Raw genomic sequence first — 23,119 nt, forward strand, 5'->3', positions numbered from 1 at the left:
TTGACGCATGACCGCACCTACACCTGTCGACAACCCCATAAGTCTCGACACCCTGATCGAAGCGATCACATCAGCACACTCTGATGCGCTCGACCGCCTCTCCGGAGCGATGCTGCTCGCTGAGCATCTCGACGAAATTTCTGATCACCTCATCGGCCACTTCGTCGATCAGGCACGGCGATCCGGCGCATCGTGGACCGATATCGGAAAAAGTATGGGTGTTTCCAAACAGGCCGCGCAGAAACGTTTCGTACCCAAGGATGCACCGCAAGACTTTCGGCGCTTCACGCCTGATGCGCGTAATGCGATTGTGGCCGCCCAGAATGAGGCCCGCGCCGCCGGGAACACCGAAATCTCACCAGCGCACCTCATCCTCGGCGTTCTCACCGCTTCCGAGTTCCCAGGAGCGCGCGCTCTGAATATCAGCGATGACGACATCCGCAGAGCAGTGGTGAAGCAGCTCCCCGACGCCGCGGACACCGTCCCGGAGCTGATCCCGTTCGATGGTGCCGCTAAGAAAGCGCTCGAGCTGACATTCCGCGAAGCCCTCCGGCGCGGAAGCGACTACGTCGATCCGGACCACATCGTTCTCGCAGTTCTTGATGGAGACGAAATGGCGGGAATGGCAGAACTAGGACTGACCAAGGAAGCGGTCGCGCACGCGGTCAGCCACCCGGGGTGAAAAACCGTGGCCGCTTCCGGTTACCGGAGTTCCAGCCCAGCAGCTTCAGCGGCCCCGTCCGCGAGTGCAATACCCGCACCGGCGTACAGATGGAATACGTCGTCCGCACCATGCTCCCGGATCGATTCAATCTCATCCCGGTGCTGCACCACCGCGGCGATCTCACCGTCATAATCGAGCTTTCGGAGCTGATCTAGCGCAACAACATTGGAATCGTGGTGCGGAAGCGCCAGAATGACGATGTCGACCGTGTCGGCGAGGGTCAGTTTCTCCCAGAAGTCTGGGTCGGTGGCATCCGCTTCGATGACTGTGTAGCCCTGGTCGCGAAGCGTAACAACACGTTCGTCGTCAGTATCGAGCCCGAGTACGTTCAGGCCGTAATGCTCAACGAGCCGATCGTACGCGCCCCTGCCAACACGGCCCATTCCGAGCACGACGGCCTCAGCCTGACCAACCCCGATGGGGCGATCGATTGGGTTGAGCTTGGCCGGATCCTGATCGGGCAGCAGTTCCATTGCCTTCTCGTAGACCTGCGTGGACCGGCGGTTCAGAACCGCAGATACGGCGAAGCTCAGCGCCACCGCGATGGACAGTGTCACGAGCCAGTCGTCGGTGAGCCACCCGTTGCTGCCCGCGAGCACCGCAACGATGAGTCCGAACTCTGAGTAATTGGTCAGCGCCAGTGAGCCGAGAAATGAAGTGCGGCGGCGGAGCCGGAAGATCGCAAAGATTGCGACGAACAGGCCCGCCTTCGCGAAAATCAGCACTACCAGTAAAGAAGCGACCCCTAATGTTCCCCATGTCGGCAAATCAGCGAGTCCAATTGAGACGAAGAATCCGACGAGGAATAGCTCCTTCATATTGAATAGCGCCCTGGACATACTGGCAGCGGATGCGTGCGGCGCGAGGAGCATGCCAATGATCAAGGCACCGAGGTCGCCCTTGATGCCCACGAACTCGAACAGCGCGTACCCCGCCGCGAGCGCGAGAACGACCCCATACAGAATCTGCATCTCACCGTGGCCGACGTGCTCAAGCAGGCGGCGCATCACCGGTGCCAGGGGGACCAGGGCGAACAGGGCGAACGCCCACGGACTGGGCAGTTCACCCGTGGAAGCGGTGATGAATACGACGGCGAAGATGTCCTGCATGATGAGGATGCCGATGGCGAGACGGCCGTAGAGCGCACGCGACTCGCCGCGTTCCTCGAGAACTTTGACGACAAACACGGTGCTTGAAAAGGAGAGAGCGAAACCGAGGATCGCGAGCACGCGCAGGTCAGCGTCAGCGAGCGCCGCAAAGCCGATTACTTTTAGTAGTGACAGCACGCCCACCATAAAGGCAGTGGAAATGACCATGTGACCGGTCGCAGTCCCCCACACTTCTTTACGCAGCAGCGTACGGACGTTCAGTTTCAGGCCGATCGTGAAGAGCAGCAGGGTCACACCCAGGTCTGCGATGACGCTCAGCGCATCGGTCTCTTCGTATCCCATGAAGTTGAGTGCGAAACCCGCCGCGAGAAAACCTACCAGTGGGGGGAGCCGCAGCCCCATAGCTATGAGTCCACCGACGAAGGGCACCACGAGATACGCGACATTCATGGGTTCCGGTCTCCTCAGGATGCGGCCGGGGCGAGAACACTGAGTACCTTACCCGTGGCAGCGGACTATGCGACAGATCACAATTGCACTGTTGGATTACGTGAATCACGCAATCCTGGTTTTTACGAGCCACATTTAGGGTGAGCAATGTGATGTGAAATTTCTGGAATCTATCGGGTGACTTAATTCATAAACATTCATCGGTGAATCTTTTTCATTCTGCGCTCCCAGTTCCTAGACTCGGTCTCAGGAGAATCACAGCCGGATTTCATTGTCGAGGTCCAGGCACTCCTCATTGGTGTGAAGGATCAAAGGTGCTCTTTCATCCCGTGGCCCCGGACCGACCCCCAGCTGGTCCGGGGCCACGTCACTTCTGCCGCGTGGCACGGCGTGCGGAGCACCCGGGATGCCACGTGAAGCGGCACAATGTAACCATGCCCGAGCCCATCGCTGAGGATCCGCTGCTTGAACGCGAAGCCCGCGCGTCGATCGACGCGGTCGAGGATCTCGACGGGTGGGCCCGCCGGTTCGACCTACTTTCTGATCCCAACCGGCTGCGCCTACTGTTAGCGATCCATCGCGCACCTGGCATCACAGTCAACGGACTTGCCGCTGCCCTGGGGATGACCAACACCGCAGTTTCCCATGCGCTGCGCCTGCTTCGGCATCACGAATGGGTGAGCGTGCAGCGCGACGGGCGAAACATGAGGTACTTCCTGGATGATTCGGTCGTGCACACGATCTTGCACGGCATCGGCGGGACACATGCGTCTTTCGGATGAGCTGCAGACCCTGAACCGCACGCTGCTGCAGCGTCAACTCCTCCTCGAACGCGCCGCATTATCGGCGGAGGAACTCGCCGTCCACCTCGTTGGATTGCAGGCGCAAGATTCGCTGCCCCCATATATCGGAATGTTCAGCCGCGTCACGAACTTTGACCCGCTGACCCTCTCCGGCGGGCTCGAGTCGCGCTCCCTGGTCCGGGCAACGCTGATGCGCGGCACCATTCACCTCGTCGTCGCTGAAGACGCGCTGCGCATGCGATCGATTTTCCAGCCCGAGTTCGAGAAGACCCTCGAGCGGCCCGGGTTCTTTTCTGGCGCGCTCTCCGGACTCGACACAGACGAGCTCCGCAAACATGGAGAAGCCGCGTTCGATGACGGGCCGCGAACAGCAGCGCAGGTTCGCGCTTCCGCGGAGGCCGCCTTCCCGGACCGCGACCCCCAAGCCGTTGCTCAGGCGTGGTATTACCAGGTGCCCGTGCTGCAGGTGCCACCGCGAGGAATGTGGCGTAAAGCCGGGCGGCCCATATGGTCCCGGATCGACTCATGGCTCGAACAGCCGTTGATCACCGACTATTCGCCTGCCGACCTTGTCGCACGTTACCTCGCGGCGTTCGGGCCAGCGTCAACGCAAGACATCGCCGTGTGGGCGCGGCTACCTGGAATCGCCGAGCTCGTTGAGCAGCTGGGCACGCGACTGCGCACGTACCAGACCGCGAGTGGCCAGACCCTGTACGACGTGGCTGACGCGGAACTAGCCGATCCAGAACTTGAGGCTCCAGTCCGATTCCTCGGCTGGTACGACAACGTCTTCCTCGGCCACAAAGACCGCTCCCGCATTGTGAGCACTGCGGTGACGGCCCAGATCTGGGAGCGCGAATCCCGAAACATATCTCCGGTGCTCATCGATGGGTTCATCAAGGGCGGCTATCGCGTCACTACAGGGAAGACGCGAGAACCCGCAGAGATGCGCATCCGTCTCATCGATGTGCCTCGCAGTGCAGAGCCCGCCGTCGAAGCGGAGGCGGTCCGGCTCCTGAAGTTCCTTGAGCCCGACCGCAGCGCCCGTATCGAATTCGTCCAACAGCTATGAGGCGCTAGCTGCCATATCCCGCGACTCGGAAGCCTGCGCTACCGCACGCACGATCCGCGTGCTTTGCGTCGTCACAAGGACGAATGCCGTGGCGGGAACCGCCGCGAACGCGACAAGCGCGCTGAGTTCCGGCAAAACCGGCCATGATCCGGGAAGCAGCGACCCAGCATCGAACAGCACCGCCGCGACGAAACCTGTCCCGCCCGCAACAATGAGCAGGAATGGCATGAGCCATAAGCTGCGCCAGCGCTCGTCGGTCGCCACCCCCCAGGTGGCCACGCTCGCGCACAGCGCCAACACGCCGGCAGCCACCGTCAAGACCATCGGATCCGCCTGCGCCCACACATCCGTCACCACTTCAACACTGCTGATCACAGTCCACCCCTGCCGAATGAGATTGTTTACCCAGGTAGAAGGTAATTTCTCGCTACGGCCGGAACATCGGGCCCACGTCTGATCTTGTTACGGTTCAGATACCACTCTGAGATGACAATCACGTCGCTTTCGTCGTACCCGAGACTGATCTGGGGGAGTATCTGTAAGACATCACCGACGCGACCGCAGGGAACCTCTCAGATGGCACCGAACGACGACATCGCTAATGCGAATGCGCCCACCGAGCCGCTGTTCATCGTGCCGCGCCGGACGAAGAGCGGGATGGAACAGACCGAGCCTCGCCCGCTGATCATGCGGCTCATTCAAACAGAAGTTGAGAAGAGCCTGCTCGGTGAAGCGCGCCGCTACACGCGGAACCAGGTTGCTGAGCGGGCGGGCGTCACACCCGAGTATGCACGCACACTCTGGCGCGCACTCGGATTCGCGAGCCCCGAAAACGAGCAGGCCGTGTTGTTCACCGAAAGCGACATCGACGCTCTGAAAACCCTCACTAATCTGCAGTCGTCAGGGGTTCTCGACCGCGATCTCGCGGTCGGCCTGACCCGCGCTCTCGGCCAGACCTATTCGCGGACGGCGGAATGGCAAGTCCCACTCCTGAACGAGCTCGTCCTCGAACTGGTGCGGGAACGCATGGAACTCAATCCACCGATCTCCCCCATCGAAATCCTCGACGACGCTGCGGAACTCGTCGACGAATGGGTCCCGGTCGTCCACTCCCTGCAAACGTATGTGTGGCGGCGCCACTTAGCGGCGCGCGCGGCCCGTTACCTGGCAGGCCCTGGCGAGGACACGACCAGCCAATCACTGGTGGTCGGTTTTGCTGACATGGTCGGCTTCACTGACCTGACACGCCTCAACAACGTCACTGGACTTGCCGAGTTGCTGGAATCGTTCGAATCGACCGTCACCTCAATCATCGCGAACCACAGCGGTTCCGTGATCAAAAATGTCGGTGACGAGATCATGTTCTCCGTGGAGCAGCCCGCAGCGGCAGCGCGCATCGCCCTCGAACTCCACGCGGCGACAGAGGACGACGAATCGCTGCCGCTCCTCCATGTCGGTCTCGCCTACGGTGAGGCGCTGGCACGGTACGGAGATTTATACGGGACAGTCGTCAACACGGCGGCACGATTGACAAGCGCCGCCCGCGGCGGTGACACATTGATCGACGGGAACCTCGCGGAGATCCTCGGCAGCCATCCTGCGTTCTCGATCAAATCGGTGAAATCAACGCGGCTGCGGCGATTCATGAAATACAAGCCGCACGTCCTGCGGTGGGCGAAGCGGTAAATGCCTTCCCTTCCCAGAATCCAGCTGCGGAGGTCACAAAAACCTGGGGTTTTCGGGTTGTTTTGGTGACGTCCGCAGATGGATTTGAGGGGTTTAAGCGCCACCCCGCTTGACGAGCTGGGATGCGATGATGTTCCGGAGAATTTCGTTCGTGCCTTCACCAACGATCATCAGCGGCGCGTCGCGGAAGTAGCGTTCGGCGTCATACTCCGTCGAGTAACCATATCCGCCGTGGATGCGCACACCGTTGAGCGCGATCTCCATCGCGACCTCGGAGGCGAACAGTTTCGCCATCCCTGCCTCCATGTCGCAGCGTTCACCAGAGTCGTACCTCTCCGCGGCGTATCGCACGAGCTGGCGGGCGGCAGTCAATTTCGTCGCCATATCTGCCAGGTAATTTCCAATGGACTGATGCTTCCAGATCGGCTTGCCGAAGCTCTCGCGCTGCTGGGCATACGCGAGCGAATCCTCCAGCGCTGCAGCAGCGACGCCGAGGGCACGGCACGCGACCTGGATGCGGCCGGTTTCCAGCCCCTTCATCATTTGAGCGAAACCGTGGCCAGGCTCAGTGCCGAGGATCGAGGTGACGGGCACCCGGTAGTTGTCGAATGACAATTCGCATGACTCGACACCTTTGTAGCCCAGCTTGGGCAAGTCGCGGGAAACAGAAAGGCCATCGCCCTTCTCCGCCAGCACAATCGAAATACCCTCATGCTTCGGTTTCGCATGCGGATCGGTCTTGCATAGCAATACGACGAGTTGGGAATGGCGAGCGTTGCTGATCCACGTTTTCGCCCCGTTGATGACGAGCTCGTCGCCGTCCGGCTTCGCTGTTGTCGTCATGCTCTGAAGGTCGGATCCACCACCGGGCTCTGTTAGCGCCATCGTCGCACGGATTTCACCAGTGGCCATCTTCGGGAGATAGCGGTGCTTCTGTTCCTCGGTCCCGAATAGCGTCAGCAGTCTTGCGACGACTGTGTGGCCGCCCATCGCTCCCGCGAGACTCATCCAGCCGCGAGAGATCTCTTCAGTGACCTGCGCATAACACGGCATCGATACGGGCGTGCCCCCGTACTCCTCCGGGATCGCGAGCCCGTAAATGCCGATCTGCTTCATCTGGCCGATCCACTTGGCGGGATATTCGTTCGCGTGCTCGACCTCACGAACAGTGGGTTTGACATCCCGGTCGATGAACTCACGCACCATGCTGACGAGGTACGCCTCGTCCCGATTGAGGTCACTCACGTCTCATCCGCCTTCCACAATGGATATACGGTCATTGTCCCGAGCCATTCGCAAAGGCAGGAGAGAAATGGTGAGTATTCACGTCGGCGGACCCTACTTCGACGAACTCTCGGTCGGCCAGATATTTGATGCCGCTCCCGCTGTGACGTTGACCAGCGGTCTTGCTGCCACACATCAGGCGATCCTGGGCACCCGCCTGCGTCTGCCTCTTGAGGATCATCTCAGTCAAGCGGTCACCGGCCGCTTGAGTACAGTGGCCAGCCCGTCTCTCGTCTGCGACATCGCAATTGGCCAGTCAACACTGGTGACCCACCGTGTTAAAGCGAATCTGTTCTATCGTGGCCTGCGCTTTTTCCGTTTCCCGCATATGGGCGACACCCTCCACACGCGCACTGAAGTCGTCGGGCTGCGTGAAAACCGGCCCAAGGATGGCCGCAAACCAACGGGCCTTGCCGCGCTTCGTATCACGTCGACCGACCAGGACGGCAACCTCGTGCTGGACTTCTACCGCTGCGCGATGCTGCCGCTAAGCGAAAACCCCTCTCCGGATCGGACGATTCACGCGGACAACCTCAGTCAGATTGGATCGTCCGAGAACTCCGCTCCGATCCTCCCCGACTGGGACCTCGCCGTTTACCGCGCGAAGGTACCCGGCTCCCACTTCTCCCCAGCTGTGGCGGGCACAGTCTTTACGAGCAGCGGTGATGCAGTCACGAACGCACCCGAACTCGCACGGCTCACTCTCAACATCGCAGCGACGCACCACGACGAACGAGTCGGTGCCAACGGACGCCTGGTTTATGGGGGGCACACCATTGGAATCGCGCTGGCACAAGCAACCCGAGCGCTGCCGAACATAGTCACTGTCCTGGACTGGACGTCCTGCGACCATGTCGGGCCGGTACATGAGGGGGACACACTCACCAGCGAACTCCACGTCGAATCCGCAACTCCGGCCGAGAACGGCGGAGGCACTCTCCAGCTGCGGTCTCTCGTTTACTCACATACTTCGTCTGCGCCCGCACAGGTCCTCGATTGGCGCTTTTCTGCCCTTATGGCGTGAAGCGCAAAGGGGCTGAGCATGCTCCCTTCGAATCCATCTGCGGGTGTCATCAAAACCACCCGTATTCGGTGAGTTATCGCGACCTCCGCAGATGGATTCGAAAAGGTGGCTGACACGATTGAGCCTGGTTTTGATAGTGCCCCCTTTCACCCCTCTGCGGGCTTACCGTTGAGCTACGGGCACGATGGACCTCCCTGCCTTCCGAGCCGAACGGAGCAACCAGATGAGCCGCCACATCCAGGTCACCTTCGACGCCCATGATCCGCGGGCGCTGTCCTCGTTCTGGCGTGACGTACTCGGGTACGTTCACCCTGCACCTCCTGGGATTGACCTGCCTGAGAATGCCGATCCCCTATCTGCGTGGGACGACTTTCTCAAGCAGATCGGCGTACCAGAGGAGGAGCGCAACACCAGATCGGCAATCGAGGATCCAGACGGACACGGCCCCCGGTTATTTTTCCAGCAGGTGCCGGAGGACAAAGTCGTCAAGAATCGCGTTCACCTAGACGTCCGGACGGCTCCGGGACTGGAGGGAGAGGAGCGGATGGCGGCGCTGGAGGCAGAGTGCGAACGACTCGTCGCGCTGGGCGCGGCCCGGATACGACGCGACGAGCCTGCACCCCCGATGAACGCTGGCTTCATCGTCATGGCCGACCCGGAGGGGAATGAGTTCTGCCTGGACTGAGGCAGGTATACCGCCTGGCTAGATCACGAAGCGAGGTGCTTCGCGAAGAAGGTATTGAGCTTCTCCACCGCCTGGGCGACGTACTGCTCGACGTCATACAGGTCCACATGGGTAGCGCCGTCGATCTCGAACAGCTCGGCGGTTTCCCCCGCAGCGGAGACCGCACCGTCACTGAAGCCTTCGTCTCAGCCTCGGTACCGGCGACCATCAGCAGCGGCCGCGGCGCGATCTTCCCGACGCCGGCGTACGCATCGAACTGATCAAGCTGGTCGACACTGCGCAACGCGAATTTGCCGATCGAGCGCGGGTGCTGTGCTCGCGGGGTCTTGTAGTAGTCGAAGAACTCCCGTACTGCCTTCGGTGTCGAATCGTCCACCGCTTCAGGCAGCACCGGCTGGTGCAGGTGGCCGAAGAGGACGTGCCCCCTCGATTTCCGCGGGATACTGCACATTTACGCAAGGAGATTCTTGAGGAAATGTGCGGTATCCCGAGGAAACGTGCACCCGCCGAGGAAATGCGCACCCGCCGATCGGTACACCGCGAATCTGGACGTGACAGCACACAGGAGTTTATGTCGCCCCGTTGGGAAGGTGCACCGGCCCGCCAACGACCGCCGCCGACCCGCTGAAGGCGGCACGTACGTCGATACCCTGCGGGCGTATGTTGAATCCGACCTGAACGCGAAAGCCGCAGCCGAGCGTCTTTTCATCCACAGCAACACCGCTTGGATCTTTGTGTCGCGGTGGAGTTGCTGCAGCACCAAACACGCTCGGGCACTGTGGCCAAACAACAATCAAGTTCGTCACGAGAGCCCTAACGATCCGCGCGGCACGGGGTACAGATTGACGGCCTGCTATCTACGTTCGCGTCCTGAAGGAGTACATCGTGTCGCTAGAAGGTAAAACCCTCATCATGTCGGGCGGATCGCGCGGTATCGGCCTGGCGATCGCGCTGCGTGCAGCGCGAGATGGCGCGAACATTGCGATGCTCGCGAAGACCGATACCCCTAACCCGAAACTTCCAGGTACGGTTTTCTCGGCGGCGAGCGAGATCGAAGCCGCGGGCGGGCAAGCCTTGCCGATCGTCGGGGATGTGCGAAGCGACGAATCTGTGGCAGCAGCGGTACACCGTACCGTCGACGAGTTCGGCGGCATCGACATCGTTGTGAACAATGCCTCTGCCATCGATCTGTCGACCACCGACGAGATTTCGATGAAGCGGTACGACTTGATGCAGGACATCAACTGCCGGGGCAGCTTCCTCCTGTCTAAGATGGCGCTCCCGCATCTTCAGGCGTCCGCGAAGGCTGGGCGCGGCCCGCATATCCTCACATTGTCTCCACCGCTCAACCTGAACCCGGCCTGGGCCGGTAAACACCTTGGATACACCATCGCGAAGTACGGAATGTCACTCACCACGCTGGGTTTAGCGGAAGAACTGAAAGGTAATGGCATCTCGGTGAACTCGCTATGGCCGCGGACACTGATCGCCACGGCTGCCGTTCAGAACGTGCTCGGTGGTGATACCTCGATAGCTGTGTCGCGTAAGCCTGAGATCATGGCTGACGCCGCATACCTGATCCTGAACACCGCGGAGACAGCGAACTTCTTCATCGATGACGCTGTCCTCGCGATGCACGGCACGACCGACTTCGAGCACTATCGCACGGCGCCCGGTGATGGCGAGCTGGAGCTTGACATCTTCCTTGACCCTGCCGTGGGCTGACCAAATGACGCTCGTGTCTTACACGGTCCGGAACAGAGTCGCGTATGTCGAACTGTGCAACAGCGACCGCGGTAACCCCGTCAACCAGGCGATGCTCGATGACCTCGCCGACAGCCTGCATCGCGTCATCAGTGAACTTCACCGGATGGACGCGATCGTTGTTTCTATCGTCCGTGGTCCCGCAGCGGGTGCCGGAGTAGCGCTCGCCGCGGCCGCGGACATTGTTCTCGCAAGCACGTCAGCGAAGTTCACCCTCGCCTACACGAAGATCGGATTCTCGCCGGACGGCGGTACATCGCTGATGACGGCGTCGCTAGGGCTGCACCGGATGTTAGCTCTCGCGCTGCTCAACACCGAATTATCTGGTGAGGACGCCCGAGCAGCGGGGCTTGTCACAGGCCTGTATTCCGGCCAGAACCTCAACGCGGGCGTCGCTGAGACGGTGCGGAAACTGCGTGCTGGGTCACGCGAGGCCCAGGTGATGGCGAAGCGCCTACTACGTGAGCAGGCGCTTCCCGACGAGGACGCGGCACTCCGGCGCGAGACCCTCACGATTCGTGCGCAGGCAGCGAGCGCGGATGGGAGGGAGGGCGTAGCCGCATTCCTGGGGAAGAGAGCCGCGCATTTTCCCAGCAGTGCAGTGACTATGTCAGCTCAGGACGGCGCCCCGGTACCACCGACATAACAGCAAGGCGATCTCCACCTCTAGCCGATCGGCTTCGATAGGTAGGCCACGCCGCTCAATGGCTCGCGCGACGCGATATTTCACCGAGTTGTAGTGGAGATTGAGTTGTCCTGCCGCCGCTTTGTAACTTGAACCGCTCCGGAGGAAGACCTGGAGTGTGTTCCTCAGCCTTTCGTCGTTCTCCGTGTCCGACGAGAGTGGGCCGAGTACCTCGTACACCCACACGCGAGCCGCGTTCACATCCCCACCAAGCAACGCGGCAGCAGAAAGACCCAGGTCCGAGATCGCGACGACACCATGAGGGTCTGCGGCACCCTCGGTATTCGATGCCAGTGCGACCGCTCGTGCATCAAGCGCCTGGTGGTGAGAGCGGCGGAAACCCGCAAAACCTGGCAATGCTTCCCCGAGGGCGAGTGACGGTGGGTCCGGCTGCCCGCGAGTGAATGCGCGCGCTGCCGAAACCGCTTCGGCTGCTGCGCTTTTAGCCGCGAGGGGGATCCACGCCCAGCCGGTGAGCCGATCTTCCGCGATAAACAGTGGGTTGTGGCTTGCGCCTAGGTGTTCTGCAAGGTCACGAACGAACCGTTCCATGTGCCCAAGGTCAGCTGCGCTGTCCACTCCCGGTCGCCAGACGACCAGTGCGAGGTGAAAGCGGCGAAGTGGGTAGCGCAGCGCGGTGGTCATCGTGTCCTCGTCCACTGCATCTGCAGTGAGGACCTCACGAACTTGCAGTGCACGAACACGGTTGCGATCTTCGAGCCACTGCTCACGCTCGTTTTGATACACCGCAATGACTTGTTCCGAAATCCAGTCGATGTAGCCGAACGTGGTCGAGGAAACCTGCTCGAACACATCGAGCTTGTTCTGCGCCGGAAGGTCGGCACTGCGAATGTCGTCGAGCAAGACGCGCAGCAACTCCTGCTGGCCCAGCCGATAAGCACGCACGAGCGCATTCGCGGAGACTCCTCGCTGCGCGAGACGTCGAGCGTATTCGAGTGCTGCCGTCGGAGGCTCCACTTGGCTGATCGGGATGGCATGCTCGATCGCCGAAAATATTGTCTCGATGTTCCCTTCGACGCTGTCACGCAGCAAGTCCAATAGTTGTGCGTCACCGCGCAGCTCAGTGATCTGGGCAACGAGATACTGCTGGACTGCCACCGTCACCTCGCTCAACTGACTGTCAAGCTTGCTGATGATCGCTGCTGCAGCAGCACCGGTTCCTTCTGCACCGGTTCCTTCTGCAGCGGTTCCTTCTGGGCGGGGGTTTTTGCGCACCGCCAAATCGTAACTCCGACTACTGACGAAACCTGACCTTTCGGAAGGTGGTTTTGTCTCCGCAAGACAAAGGCGGCAGAGAACTTCATCGCGTCGCGACGGTGTGACGACCACCACCTCGGCCATATCTTGTGTTGCACATCACCGCGAATCTCTAACGAGGAGAACAATGAACCTCACCGAAGTCCCCGATCTGCGGGCCGCACAGTCACCAACAGGGTCAGCCGTTGCGGACGACCACACTGATCTGGACAACGCTGCGTTCCTCGACGCGGTGAAGCGCCATGCTACGACGCTGGCTTCGCGCGGGGTAGCGGCTGGAGATGTGGTGGCCGTCATGCTCCCGAATACCGCAGCCCTAGTTACCACCCTATTCGCGGCATGGCGCCTGGGCGCCGCAGTCACACCCATCAATCCCGCACTAGCGCCCGCTGAGGTGGCGTATCAAGTAATGGACGCGGAGGCGAAGGTGCTCGTCACCGACGACGAAATCATCTCGCCTGCAACGGTTGTGACCACAGCAGATCTGGCGAAAGGCGCTTCCAATGGTGGCTCACGTGCCGTCAGCTACTCGGAGAATGCACTGGCCCTCGTCATTTACACGAGCGGCACCACCGGCCGGCCCAAGGGCGTGATGCTCGACCACAAGAACCTGAATGCCATGTGCAGCATGGTCATTGAAGCCCTCGAACTGACAGAAGCCGATCGCAGTTTGCTGATTCTCCCGCTGTTCCACGTCAACGGCATTGTGGTGTCGACGCTGTCACCGCTACTGTCCGGCGGTAGCACTGTTGTGGCCGGGACATTCAGCCCGAAAACATTCTTCCATCTGGTCGAACGGGTACGTCCCACCTACTTCTCGGCCGTGCCGACGATCTACACGATTTTGTCCAACCTGCCCGATGAGGTGCAGCCGGACACGTCCTCGATCCGCTTCGGCATCTGTGGCGCCGCACCAGCGAGCGTTGAACTCATCGAAAAGTTCCAGAGCCGGTACGGTGTCCCGATCATCGAAGGTTACGGCCTGTCCGAGGGAACCTGTGCAAGCACCATCAACCCGCTGCACGGAGTGCGGAAACCCGGCACCGTGGGAAAGCCATTTCCCGGGCAACAGGTTCGGATCGTCGACGCGGATGGCACCCCGGTTGAGGCCGGCGAGGTTGGTGAAGTCTTCATCACTGGCCCGAACATCATGCGCGGCTATCTCAACCGCCCCGAGGAGACCGCCAAAACCATCGTCGACGGATCGCTACGCACCGGCGACATCGGCCGGCTCGATGAGGACGGCTACCTCATACTCGTCGACCGCGCCAAGGACATGATCATCCGGGGCGGCGAGAACATCTACCCCAAAGAGATCGAAGCCGTCACTTATCAAATGCCCGGTATCGCGGAGGTCGCGGTGGTGGGACGTCCCAGCGACGTCTACGGCGAAGAGCCCGTCCTTTTTGCCTCCCTCACGCCTCAGTCTGACCTCACTGTCGACGACGTTCTGGCGCACCTCCGCACCAATCTCGCGAAATACAAAGTCCCAGTCGAAGTCACCATCCTCGACGGGCTTCCAAAGAACCCCGTCGGCAAGCTCGACAAGCCCACATTGCGCCGGTCGCTCGCCGACGCTTGATCATCCCGCACGAGGAGAAACCACAATGGGATTCACAAAACCGCACGTCCCTCCGGTCGTGCCCGAAGAATTCTTGAAGAAACCGCTGATGGAGCGCATGCGCATCCTGGCAACCGACTGGGTTGACTATGGCTTCGGTGCCCCGAAGATGGTCCACACCATCTACATTTTCAAGATCGTCGTGTTGTATGCGCTTGGTGGCGTCATCTTCGCAACTACTACCTCGGGGCTGCCAGCGTTCTGGAACGTCACCGAATGGTGGAACCAGCCGATCGTCTACCAGAAGCTCATCCTCTGGACTGTGCTACTGGAATGCTTGAACGTAGCGGGCTCATGGGGGCCGCTTGCTGGCAAATTCAAACCCATGACAGGCGGCTGGCGGTTCTACGCCAAACGGGGCACAATCCGGCTCCGGCCATGGAAATGGGTGCCGCTGACCAGCGGTGATCGCCGCACCAGCGTTGATGTTGGACTCTACCTCGCTTTGCTTGCCAGTCTCGTTGTTGCCCTGGCGATGCCAGGAGTCTCCAGCGAATCGCTGAGCCAGGCGCTGCCGAACAACACGAGCGGACTGGTCAGCCCTGCACTAGTGGGACTCTCCGTTGTCCTACTGATCGTCCTGGGTTTACGGGACAAAGTCGTGTTTCTTGCGGCACGCGGGGAACAGTATCTGCCAGCGATGATCTTCTTCACCGCACTGTCGTTCACCGACATGATCATCGCGCTGAAGGTTCTGATCCTCGTCGTGTGGGTCGGTGCCGGATTCTCTAAGTTCGGCAAGCACTTCGCCAACGTTGTCCCACCAATGGTCAGCAACAGTCCGTCGACGCCATTCAAGTCGCTCAAACGCGCGCACTACCGCAACTACCCGAACGACTTGCGCCCGTCGAAACTGGCGCACTTCATGGCCCACGTCAACGGAACTGCTGTCGAAATCGCTGCACCGCTGGTGCTGTTCTTCTCCACAAACAAGTGGGTCAGCCTCGCTGCCGCGCTGCTCATGATCGCCTTCCACCTGTTCATCATTTCGACATTCCCACTCGCTGTGCCGCTGGAATGGAATGTGCTATTCGCGTACGCCACCGCGTTCCTGTTCCTCGGCTTCCCGAACCGGGACGGCTACTACATCACCGATATGTCGTCACCGTGGCTGCTGGTCCTAGTTGTGGGCGGTCTGCTCTTCTTCCCGGTACTCGGCAACCTCCGCCCAGATAAAGTGTCGTTCCTTCCCTCGATGCGGCAGTACGCCGGTAACTGGGCAACCGCCCTGTGGGCCTTCAAGCCGGGGTGCGAAGACAAACTCAACCGCGTCACCCGTTCGGCCGGAAACCAGATTGACCAGCTGATCGAAACCGGGACGGAACGCGAATGGGCAGAAGTCACAATGCAGAAAACCATCGCCTGGCGTTCGCTGCACAGCCAAGCTCGCGGACTCTTTTCACTGCTTTTGACCCGCCTGCCTGATATCGAAACGCGCACTGTTCGTGAAGCTGAATTCCTCTGCAACTCGGTGCTTGGCTTCAACTTTGGTGACGGCCACATGCACGACGTCGACATGATCCAGGCCGTTCAGGACGAAGCACAGTTCGAGCCCGGTGAACTGATCGTCGTGTGGGTGGAGTCCGAAGCATTCGGCAGTGGCGTGCAACACTACAAAGTGATAGATGCCGCAATCGGAGTGATCGAGAAGGGAACGTGGAACGTGGCGGACGCGGTCGTCGAGCAGCCGTGGTTACCCAACGGCCCTATTCCGCTCAACCCAACTTGGATCCTCGAAGGAGCCTCCAAGTGAGCACCGCAACGGTGGTCGGCAGCGGGCCCAACGGGCTCGCTGCCGGGGTGATCCTCGCGAGCGCGGGTGTGCAAGTCACCGTTCTGGAGGCCGCGGACGAGATCGGCGGCGGTGCCCGCTCCAGTGAGGCCATCGTGCCGGGCTTGCTCCACGACCACTGCTCGGCAGTACACCCAATGGCGGTCGGCTCCCGCTTCATGGTGGAGGCCGAGCTGGCCCGGTATGGCCTCGAATGGTGCCACCCCGAAATTGACTGTGCGCATCCGCTAGACGATGGGACAGCTGGTGTCTTGTACCGGTCCGTCACCGAGACCGCCGCAGGCCTTGGGCAAGATGGCGATCTGTGGCACCTCCTGTTTGGCCGCACCTCGGCGAACTTCAGCAAACTCGCCGACGGAATGATGCAGCCGATTCTTCGTGTTCCCCGCCACCCCCTGGCCATGGCACGCTTCGGGTTTCCGGCTCCGCTGCCCGGGTCGGTCGTGGCCCGTTTATTCCGCACTGAACAGACACGAGCACTGTTCGGGGGTATCGCGGCCCATGCGTTTCGTCCGTTGCACTATCCCATGACGTCCGCGATCGGTATCGGTATCGTCACTGCAGGTCATCACAACGGCTGGGTCGTCGCAAAAGGGGGCTCGCAGGCAATAACCAACGCGATGGCAGCGGCCCTTACCGACCGCGGCGGCAAGATCGAGACCGGGGTACGAATCGACACCGCGTCGCAACTGCCCACCTCGGACGTCACCATGTTCGACCTGGCGCCAGGCGCGATCGCCAGCATCCTCGGCGACCGGCTACCTCGACGCGTCGCACGCCCATTCACACGATTCCGGCGCGGACCGGGGGCGTACAAGGTCGACTTCGCAATCGAGGGTGGCGTGCCCTGGACAAACCCCAAGGCACGCAAGGCAGGAACCGTGCATGTGGGCGGAACATACGCGGAAGTGGCCGCAACCGAACGTGCCATCCATGCGGGGACCATGCCAGAACGCCCGTTCGTTCTCGTTGGCCAGCAATATCTCGCCGACCCGCAGCGATCCGTGGGTAACGTCCACCCGCTCTGGGCGTACGCACATGTGCCGCACGGCTACACCGGCGACGCAACCGAGGCCATCATCACCCAGATCGAGCGCTTCGCACCAGGCTTCCGCGAGCGCATCGTCGGGACCGCGGTGCGTTCGACGACGGCGATGGCGGAATACAACTCCAACTACATCGGCGGTGACATCCTCACTGGATCAAAAGACATCCGGCAGTTAGTGTTTGGGCCGCGAGCCACCCTAGCGCCCTACTCGGTCGGCGTGCCCGGCATGTACATCTGCTCAGCCGCGACCCCTCCGGGGCCTGGCGCGCACGGCATGTGCGGATACCACGCCGCGAAGAGTGCGCTGAAGTACCTCGATCACTAGTCGACTGTTGCCGCTAACGCATCGTCAAACGTCTTGCTCGGCCGCATCACCGCGCTGATCTTGTCGAGGTCGGGTGCATAGTGGCCACCGATGTCCACCTGCTTGCCCTGCACCTCGGCGAGTTCCTGCACGATGGTTTCCTCGGTCTCCGCCAGCTTCTCCGCCAGTGCTGCGAAGTGCTTCTGCAGATCTGCGTCTTCGCTTTGCGCGGCGAGTTCCTGCGCCCAGTACAGGGCGAGATAAAACTGGCTTCCGCGGTTGTCTAGCTCGCCGGTCTTGCGGGAGGGATTCTTGTTGTTTTCTAGTAGTTTCCCGGTCGCCGCATCAAGAGTCTTGGCAAGAATGGCGGCCTGCTTGTTATCGAATTTGCGGCCTACATCTTCAAGGCTGACAGCCAGCGCAAGGAACTCGCCGAGCGAATCCCAGCGCAGGTGGTTTTCCTCCACCAACTGCTTGACGTGTTTGGGAGCCGAACCGCCCGCACCCGTTTCGTACAGACCGCCACCGGCCATCAGCGGCACGATGGAGAGCATCTTTGCGCTCGTACCGAGTTCCAGGATCGGGAAGAGGTCGGTGAGGTAGTCGCGCAGAATGTTGCCTGTCGCAGCGATCGTGTCGAGTCCACGTATCAGACGCTCGAGCGTGTATCGCATCGAACGCACCTGCGACATGATCTGGATGTCGAGACCACTCGTGTCGTGATCCTTCAGGCACGTCTGGACCTTCTTGATCAGTTCATTCTCGTGCGGGCGGTACGGGTCGAGCCAGAAGAGGACCGGCATGCCGGAGTCCCGCGCGCGTGTGACAGCCAGCTTCACCCAGTCACGGATCGGCTGATCCTTCACGGTGCACATGCGCCAGATATCCCCGGCCTCCACATGCTGGGTGAGCAGCACTTCACCGGTGTCGAGATCCACGATATTGGCGTCACCGGCTTCGGGAATCTCGAAGGTCTTGTCGTGCGACCCGTACTCCTCCGCCTTCTGCGCCATAAGGCCCACGTTCGGCACGGTCCCCATCGTCGTCGGATCGAACGCACCATTGGTCTTACAGAAGTTGATGATCTCCTGGTAGATGCGGGCGAACGTCGACTCGGGAATGACCGCTTTCGTGTCCTTCGTTCGCCCGTCAGCGCCATACATCTTGCCGCCCGACCGGATCATCGCAGGCATCGAGGCGTCCACGATTACGTCGCTGGGTGAATGGAAGTTCGAGATTCCGCGGGCCGAATCCACCATAGCCAGCTCGGGCCGGTGCTCATGGCACTCATGCAGATCCTTGATGATCTCATCACGTTGCGAACTGGGCAGCGTCTCGATCTTGTCGTAGAGATCACCCAGGCCGTTGTTGACGTTCACGCCCAGTTCGTCGAATAGTTCCTGATGCTTGGCGAAGGCCTCCTTGTAGAAAATTCGCACCGCATGGCCGAACACGATCGGGTGCGAGACCTTCATCATCGTTGCCTTGACGTGCAGCGAGAACATCACGCCCGTCTTGCGCGCGTCCTCCATTTGCTCCTCGTAAAAATCGCACAAGGCTTTTTTGCTCATGAACATGCTGTCGAAGATGTCGCCTTCCCCGAGCGATACCTCGGGTTTCAGCACGATGGTCTTGCCGCTTTCCGTCAGCAGTTCCATCTTCACTTTGCATGCGCGGTCCGCGGTCATGGACTTCTCGCCGTGGTAAAAGTCGCCGTGCCGCATGTGGGCCACATGTGTGCGCGAGGCCATGGACCACTCACCCATGCTATGCGGATGCTTGCGCACGTACTCCTTCACCGCCTTGGGTGCGCGACGGTCCGAGTTACCTTCGCGCAGCACCGGGTTCACCGCGCTGCCCAGGCACTTTGCGTAGCGATCGCGGATTTCCTTTTCCTCGTCCGTCTTCGGATCCTGCGGGAAGTCCGGAAGCTCGTAGCCCTTGGCTTGCAGTTCCTTGATCGCGGCCACGAGTTGCGGCACCGAGGCACTGATGTTCGGCAGCTTGATGATGTTGGTTTCCGGCAGCTGTGTCAGACGCCCCAGCTCACCCAGGTTGTCCGGCACGCGCTGTTCGTCGGTCAAGTAATCCGGAAACTCGGCCAGGATACGCGCCGCGACAGAGATGTCGCTGGTCTCGATCTTGATACCCGCCGAATCAGTAAAAGTGCGGATGATCGGCAGAAAGGCACCTGTCGCGAGTAGCGGCGCCTCGTCGGTCAGCGTGTAAATGATGGTCGGCTGCTGAGCACTCATGGTTGTCTCGTCTCGCATTCGCTGGTGGCAAGTCTTCAGGAGTATTCCGCGGTAACGGCGGCCCCAATGTTACGGCAGCCACATCCAGCGCGGCCATGAAAGGTGCGTGATGGGTCCCATCTGGGGCGGCGCGGCTAGGCGCCCACCGAGCGAACTAGTCGCGGAATTCGCAGATCACCACCGGTATGTCGCGGTCGGTTCGTTGTTGATAGTTTGCATAGCCCTTGTACGCCGCAACGATCTGAGGCCAGAGTTCGGCCTTCTCGTCAGCGCTGGCGGTACGTGCGTGTACTTTCCGCCGACTGCCGTGGATCACCAGCTCCGCATCTGGATTCGACTGAAGGTTCCGGTACCAGTCCGGGTTGCGATCATCACCGCCTTTCGACGCGACGAGCACGACTCGATTGGAGTCGTGAACCGGCGAGGTCAGGTAGCAGGACCGCGGAAGCCCCGATTTGCGGCCAACTGTGTGCAGTTCGACCACCGGCATCCCGAATGGGTTCGTCAGCAGTCGGTTCCCACTCACCTTGAGGATTATTCGGTGAGCGAGGTTCAGCAGCTTGGCACCACGGTCTACCAAGGCGTTTGTGTTCATGACATTTCTCCCTAGGGCGCATGGAGGTCGGACACTCACTTCGTGAGCCCAAACTCGGCGAGTTCGACTAGCCCATCGAGCGCGTCTGAGAAAACCGTTACCCTCGTGCTCAAACCTGGCGCCGCGAGCAGCGCATACCTGTCCGCATCACCGAGCGGTACCCGGTCTGCGAGCGAATAGAGATGCAGGGCAGGATCTTCGGGCAGACCTCCGAGGTCAGGCACGCGCGGGGACGGCACGTGCTGTTTGCCGGCTAAACGGGCAAGCAGACTGTACAGCTCCGCGATGCGGGCGCTGAACGCGTGAAAATCAGATTCGCCGATAGTTTGGTCCTCGTCCGGCCACGGCTCGACCTCTGCTTTCGGATACGGGTCGTCGGGCAGCCACCGCGTCACCCTGATTCGTTCGCGGCCACGGCAGTCCATCGCGATCCGGCCGCCTCCGAGGTCGACGTTGGCGACGATTTCGGCCCGTGTCCCTACCTCGTTCCGGAGGTCACCGCCACCTACCTCGGCGCCACGGGCGATCAGCACCTCTCCGAAAAAAGGGCCTTCCGGCGCGGCGAGGCAATCGCGCACCAATTCCTGGTAGCGCGGCTCGAACACGTGCAGCGGCAACCGTCCGCCCGGCAGCAACGCCGTTCCAAGCGGAAACATCGGTGAAACCGTCATTGCACCAGCATCCCCTAATTCCCCGGTTCGGGCATTCAGTCTGATTGACTTCGCAGGTAACGCCCGAAATGCGGGACGGTGAATCCAATCGATCCCCGTTCCGCGGAGTAGATGAGGCCTTTCTTGATCAGCCCGTCCCGCGACGGGGAGAGGGACGCGGGCCGCCGCCCGAGGTGTTTCGCGATTTCCGCAGTCAGGACAGGTCCGTCGTCGCCAGCGAGATCAGCCATCGCTCGCATGTATTCGCGCTCCGCGGGGGTGGCGCGCTCGTAGCGGGATCCGAAGAACCCGACAGCCAGTTCCTCTTCGGCATCGGGCGCTGCGACACGCACATCATTGGGAGTAATCGGTGACTGGGCCGCCATGTCCCATGTCGCTTTGCCGTACGCCTGCACGAAATAGGGGTAGCCGTCCGCTGCGGCATAGAGAGCGTCGAGCGCCGCGGGCTCAAACGTCACCTCCTCTCGCTCCGCCGGAGCGAGCAACGCAAGGTCAAATGCGGCTCGGTCAAGCCGGTCGATGCGGTGGTAGGTGAACAGGCGTTCCGAGTAGCTCTTGGAGGCTGACAGGACCGCTGGGACGTGCGGAAGGCCCGCTCCGACGACGATCAGCGGGGCGCCGAGCTGGCTGAGTTCGTGGCATGCTGCGCACAGCGCCGAAATGTCAGCGGGGCCGAGGTCCTGGATCTCGTCAATAAAGATCGCGATTCCAACGCCCACATCCTGCGCTAGCGATGACGCATCAACCAGTAGTTCCATCAGATCGATTTCGATGTCCCCGGAATCTGCGCGGCCTTTGGCGACGGGAACGTCGATGCCTGGCTGCCACTTCTCGCGCATTCCTTTGTCAGCTGACGCGCGCAGCGCGAAAGCTTTGAGCACACCGAGGAATTCGTCGACCCGCTCGGGGTCACGGTGCGCGGCAGCTATCTCGCGGATCGCCATGTGCAGGGCGGAGGAGAAGGGACGCCGTAGTTCCTGGTCAGGTCGCGCCTCGATCTTTCCGGTTCCCCATCCGCGGCTGATCGCGGCGGAGCGCATCTGGTTGAGCAGCACCGTCTTCCCAACACCGCGCAGTCCGGTGAGCATGACACTGCGTTCCGGCCGTCCACGTGCTATTCGTTCCAGCACCACATCGAACGCGGCAAGCTGTTTTGCCCGGCCCGCGAGTTCGGGTGGCTTCTGCCCGGCACCTGGGGCGTACGGGTTGCGCACAGGATCCATGCGGCCACCGTACCGCCGACGCTACCGATATCTATGACTCTCTACGGAGAGTCCTAGAATTAGTGAGATTCTTATGACTAGTCCGGGATGAGGGACTCCACAGCGTCGATCAGTTCCTCGCCGACAAGCATGTGCGGGTCGTTGTGCCCTACCCCGGGCATTACGACGGTGCTGTTCAGATTCCTGGTGGCGTCCGCGACCTTAGCGCTCATCTCAGCTGGAATGATGACGTCCGAGGCGCCGTACACAACCACTGTCGGGACCGTGATTTTCCGGACAGCCTCCAGGACCCGGAAGCGGTCACGCAGGAGCAATTGCGCCGGAAGCATCGGGTAGTGCAGCTTGGCAACTTCGACCAGGTCAGTAAAAGGCGAGCGCAAGACCACGCCGCCGGGCGGGTAGCGCAGCGCGAGTTCCGCCACGACTCCACATCCGAGACTTTCACCGAAGTAAATCATCCGCTCTGGGGCGACGCCGCGATTGTTGCGGAGGTACCAGTAGGCCGCGCGGGCATCGAGCGCGAGGCCCTGCTCGGACGGCTGACCCGCATTGCCCCCATAACCCCGGTAATCGAGGAGCAAGGTGGCGATGCCGCGGCGCGCCAGCTCCGCGGCTAGCGGTGCGCGATCCGCTCGGTTTCCGGCATTGCCATGCGCCATGAGCACCGTGATGTCACGGCTCGTCACATCAGTGGCCGGTGGAACCAACCAGGCGTGCAGTGTCAGCCCGTCATCGGTAGTGAACTGCACGTCCTCCGCACCATGGATGAGCGCTGACGCGGGCGGGACTGGAAGATCGTCGGGATAGTAGATGAGTCTGCGGTGCATCGCCCACGCGGTCGACCCCGCAACTGCCAGGCCTAACCCGCCAAGTGCAGCACCCCGCCGCCACATTCCGCCAGCACCAACCATGTACTGCCGCCTTTCTCACCTGCCGGACGCATGAGCGTCACCCAGAATCTCCGCTATTGATCATCCACCATGACCGAGTCTCCTCAGTCTCGAGCCTGCCGGGAAGCCTGTGGGCACTAGAACGGATCCCAGGGA

23 protein-coding genes are annotated in these 23,119 nt (G+C 61.1%); 13 read left to right on the top strand and 10 right to left on the bottom strand.

Annotated features, from left to right (window positions below; translation table 11 throughout):
• Nucleotides 1-7 precede the first annotated feature (7 nt).
• The gene (locus AS9A_RS21240; protein WP_013809224.1) at nt 8-682 is read left to right on the top strand and encodes a Clp protease N-terminal domain-containing protein; all 675 of its coding nucleotides are present in this window, start codon (nt 8-10) and stop codon (nt 680-682) included.
• Between the two features lie 20 nt (nt 683-702).
• On the opposite strand, the gene AS9A_RS21245 is transcribed toward AS9A_RS21240, so the two are convergent.
• A complete protein-coding gene (locus AS9A_RS21245) occupies nt 703-2,283 on the bottom strand; it encodes a cation:proton antiporter family protein (protein WP_013809225.1) in 1,581 nt (526 codons plus the stop codon).
• A 434-nt stretch (nt 2,284-2,717) separates the two neighbouring features.
• On the opposite strand from AS9A_RS21245, the gene AS9A_RS21250 reads away from it, so the two are divergent.
• Both AS9A_RS21250 and AS9A_RS21255 read left to right on the top strand, forming a co-directional pair.
• Nucleotides 2,718-3,065: an ArsR/SmtB family transcription factor gene (locus tag AS9A_RS21250; RefSeq protein ID WP_013809226.1), complete on the top strand. Its 348-nt coding sequence runs from the start codon at nt 2,718-2,720 to the stop codon at nt 3,063-3,065.
• A complete protein-coding gene (locus AS9A_RS21255) occupies nt 3,049-4,158 on the top strand; it encodes a winged helix DNA-binding domain-containing protein (protein ID WP_013809227.1) in 1,110 nt (369 codons plus the stop codon). Before AS9A_RS21250 ends, AS9A_RS21255 begins: the two co-directional genes overlap by 17 nt.
• On the opposite strand, the gene AS9A_RS21260 is transcribed toward AS9A_RS21255, so the two are convergent.
• Nucleotides 4,153-4,533 (bottom strand): hypothetical protein, encoded by a 381-nt coding sequence (locus AS9A_RS21260; RefSeq protein ID WP_013809228.1) that lies wholly within the window; start codon nt 4,531-4,533, stop codon nt 4,153-4,155. The genes AS9A_RS21255 and AS9A_RS21260 overlap by 6 nt on opposite strands.
• 201 nt (nt 4,534-4,734) lie before the next feature.
• Between AS9A_RS21260 and AS9A_RS21265 the strand changes: the two genes are divergently transcribed.
• Nucleotides 4,735-5,844, top strand: a complete 1,110-nt coding sequence (locus tag AS9A_RS21265) for an adenylate/guanylate cyclase domain-containing protein (protein ID WP_013809229.1) — start codon at nt 4,735-4,737, stop codon at nt 5,842-5,844.
• A 93-nt stretch (nt 5,845-5,937) separates the two neighbouring features.
• Here the strand turns inward: AS9A_RS21265 and AS9A_RS21270 are convergent, their stop codons facing one another.
• Complete coding sequence (locus AS9A_RS21270; protein ID WP_013809230.1) at nt 5,938-7,089, bottom strand: acyl-CoA dehydrogenase family protein; 1,152 nt, start codon at nt 7,087-7,089, stop codon at nt 5,938-5,940.
• A 67-nt stretch (nt 7,090-7,156) separates the two neighbouring features.
• Here AS9A_RS21270 and AS9A_RS21275 point away from each other — a divergent pair, with 67 nt between their 5' ends.
• The 3 genes from AS9A_RS21275 (at nt 7,157) to AS9A_RS24225 (ending at nt 9,097) form a co-directional block, all read left to right on the top strand.
• Nucleotides 7,157-8,152 (top strand): MaoC family dehydratase, encoded by a 996-nt coding sequence (locus AS9A_RS21275; RefSeq protein WP_041451271.1) that lies wholly within the window; start codon nt 7,157-7,159, stop codon nt 8,150-8,152.
• A gap of 223 nt (nt 8,153-8,375) precedes the next feature.
• A complete protein-coding gene (locus tag AS9A_RS21280) occupies nt 8,376-8,837 on the top strand; it encodes a VOC family protein (RefSeq protein WP_013809232.1) in 462 nt (153 codons plus the stop codon).
• Between the two features lie 35 nt (nt 8,838-8,872).
• Complete coding sequence (locus AS9A_RS24225) at nt 8,873-9,097, top strand: hypothetical protein (protein ID WP_013809233.1); 225 nt, start codon at nt 8,873-8,875, stop codon at nt 9,095-9,097.
• Between the two features lie 309 nt (nt 9,098-9,406).
• On the opposite strand, the gene AS9A_RS24710 is transcribed toward AS9A_RS24225, so the two are convergent.
• Entirely contained in the window at nt 9,407-9,550 is a 144-nt protein-coding gene (locus AS9A_RS24710) for a hypothetical protein (RefSeq protein ID WP_013809234.1), read from the bottom strand.
• Here AS9A_RS24710 and AS9A_RS25025 point away from each other — a divergent pair.
• Genes AS9A_RS25025 through AS9A_RS21300 form a run of 3 tightly spaced genes read left to right on the top strand, consistent with a single transcriptional unit; the run spans nt 9,512 to nt 11,247 of the window.
• Nucleotides 9,512-9,739 carry a hypothetical protein gene (locus tag AS9A_RS25025; RefSeq protein ID WP_407636581.1) on the top strand — a complete coding sequence of 76 codons (228 nt, stop codon included), beginning with the start codon at nt 9,512-9,514 and terminating at the stop codon, nt 9,737-9,739. The genes AS9A_RS24710 and AS9A_RS25025 overlap by 39 nt on opposite strands.
• A complete protein-coding gene (locus tag AS9A_RS21295; RefSeq protein WP_013809235.1) occupies nt 9,723-10,562 on the top strand; it encodes an SDR family oxidoreductase in 840 nt (279 codons plus the stop codon). The genes AS9A_RS25025 and AS9A_RS21295 overlap by 17 nt, the downstream gene beginning before the upstream one ends.
• Before the next feature lie 4 nt (nt 10,563-10,566).
• The gene (locus tag AS9A_RS21300; protein ID WP_013809236.1) at nt 10,567-11,247 is read left to right on the top strand and encodes an enoyl-CoA hydratase/isomerase family protein; all 681 of its coding nucleotides are present in this window, start codon (nt 10,567-10,569) and stop codon (nt 11,245-11,247) included.
• On the opposite strand, the gene AS9A_RS21305 is transcribed toward AS9A_RS21300, so the two are convergent.
• Nucleotides 11,212-12,648, bottom strand: coding sequence for a PucR family transcriptional regulator (locus AS9A_RS21305; RefSeq protein ID WP_013809237.1), 1,437 nt, complete (start codon nt 12,646-12,648; stop codon nt 11,212-11,214). The two genes, AS9A_RS21300 and AS9A_RS21305, sit on opposite strands and share 36 nt — an antisense overlap.
• A 43-nt stretch (nt 12,649-12,691) precedes the next feature.
• Here AS9A_RS21305 and AS9A_RS21310 point away from each other — a divergent pair, with 43 nt between their 5' ends.
• From AS9A_RS21310 to AS9A_RS21320, 3 genes are read left to right on the top strand one after another with little or no spacing between them, the layout of a single operon-like run.
• The gene (locus tag AS9A_RS21310) at nt 12,692-14,146 is read left to right on the top strand and encodes a class I adenylate-forming enzyme family protein (RefSeq protein ID WP_013809238.1); all 1,455 of its coding nucleotides are present in this window, start codon (nt 12,692-12,694) and stop codon (nt 14,144-14,146) included.
• A 25-nt stretch (nt 14,147-14,171) separates the two neighbouring features.
• Nucleotides 14,172-15,938, top strand: coding sequence for a DUF3556 domain-containing protein (locus AS9A_RS21315; RefSeq protein WP_013809239.1), 1,767 nt, complete (start codon nt 14,172-14,174; stop codon nt 15,936-15,938).
• A complete protein-coding gene (locus AS9A_RS21320; RefSeq protein ID WP_013809240.1) occupies nt 15,935-17,350 on the top strand; it encodes a phytoene desaturase family protein in 1,416 nt (471 codons plus the stop codon). Before AS9A_RS21315 ends, AS9A_RS21320 begins: the two co-directional genes overlap by 4 nt.
• Here the strand turns inward: AS9A_RS21320 and AS9A_RS21325 are convergent.
• The 5 genes from AS9A_RS21325 to AS9A_RS21345 all read right to left on the bottom strand — a co-directional run bounded on the left by AS9A_RS21325 (nt 17,347) and on the right by AS9A_RS21345 (nt 22,984).
• Nucleotides 17,347-19,584, bottom strand: coding sequence for an NADP-dependent isocitrate dehydrogenase (locus tag AS9A_RS21325; RefSeq protein WP_013809241.1), 2,238 nt, complete (start codon nt 19,582-19,584; stop codon nt 17,347-17,349). The two genes, AS9A_RS21320 and AS9A_RS21325, sit on opposite strands and share 4 nt — an antisense overlap.
• A gap of 154 nt (nt 19,585-19,738) precedes the next feature.
• Nucleotides 19,739-20,179, bottom strand: coding sequence for a nitroreductase family deazaflavin-dependent oxidoreductase (locus AS9A_RS21330; RefSeq protein WP_013809242.1), 441 nt, complete (start codon nt 20,177-20,179; stop codon nt 19,739-19,741).
• Between the two features lie 35 nt (nt 20,180-20,214).
• On the bottom strand, nt 20,215-20,850 hold the full coding sequence (locus tag AS9A_RS21335; protein WP_013809243.1) for an LON peptidase substrate-binding domain-containing protein: 636 nt from the start codon (nt 20,848-20,850) through the stop codon (nt 20,215-20,217).
• A gap of 35 nt (nt 20,851-20,885) precedes the next feature.
• Entirely contained in the window at nt 20,886-22,073 is a 1,188-nt protein-coding gene (locus AS9A_RS21340; protein ID WP_013809244.1) for an AAA family ATPase, read from the bottom strand.
• A gap of 77 nt (nt 22,074-22,150) precedes the next feature.
• Complete coding sequence (locus AS9A_RS21345; RefSeq protein ID WP_013809245.1) at nt 22,151-22,984, bottom strand: alpha/beta hydrolase; 834 nt, start codon at nt 22,982-22,984, stop codon at nt 22,151-22,153.
• Nucleotides 22,985-23,119 lie beyond the last annotated feature (135 nt).

Source organism: Hoyosella subflava DQS3-9A1, from assembly GCF_000214175.1.
GTDB classification, from domain to species: domain Bacteria; phylum Actinomycetota; class Actinomycetes; order Mycobacteriales; family Mycobacteriaceae; genus Hoyosella; species Hoyosella subflava.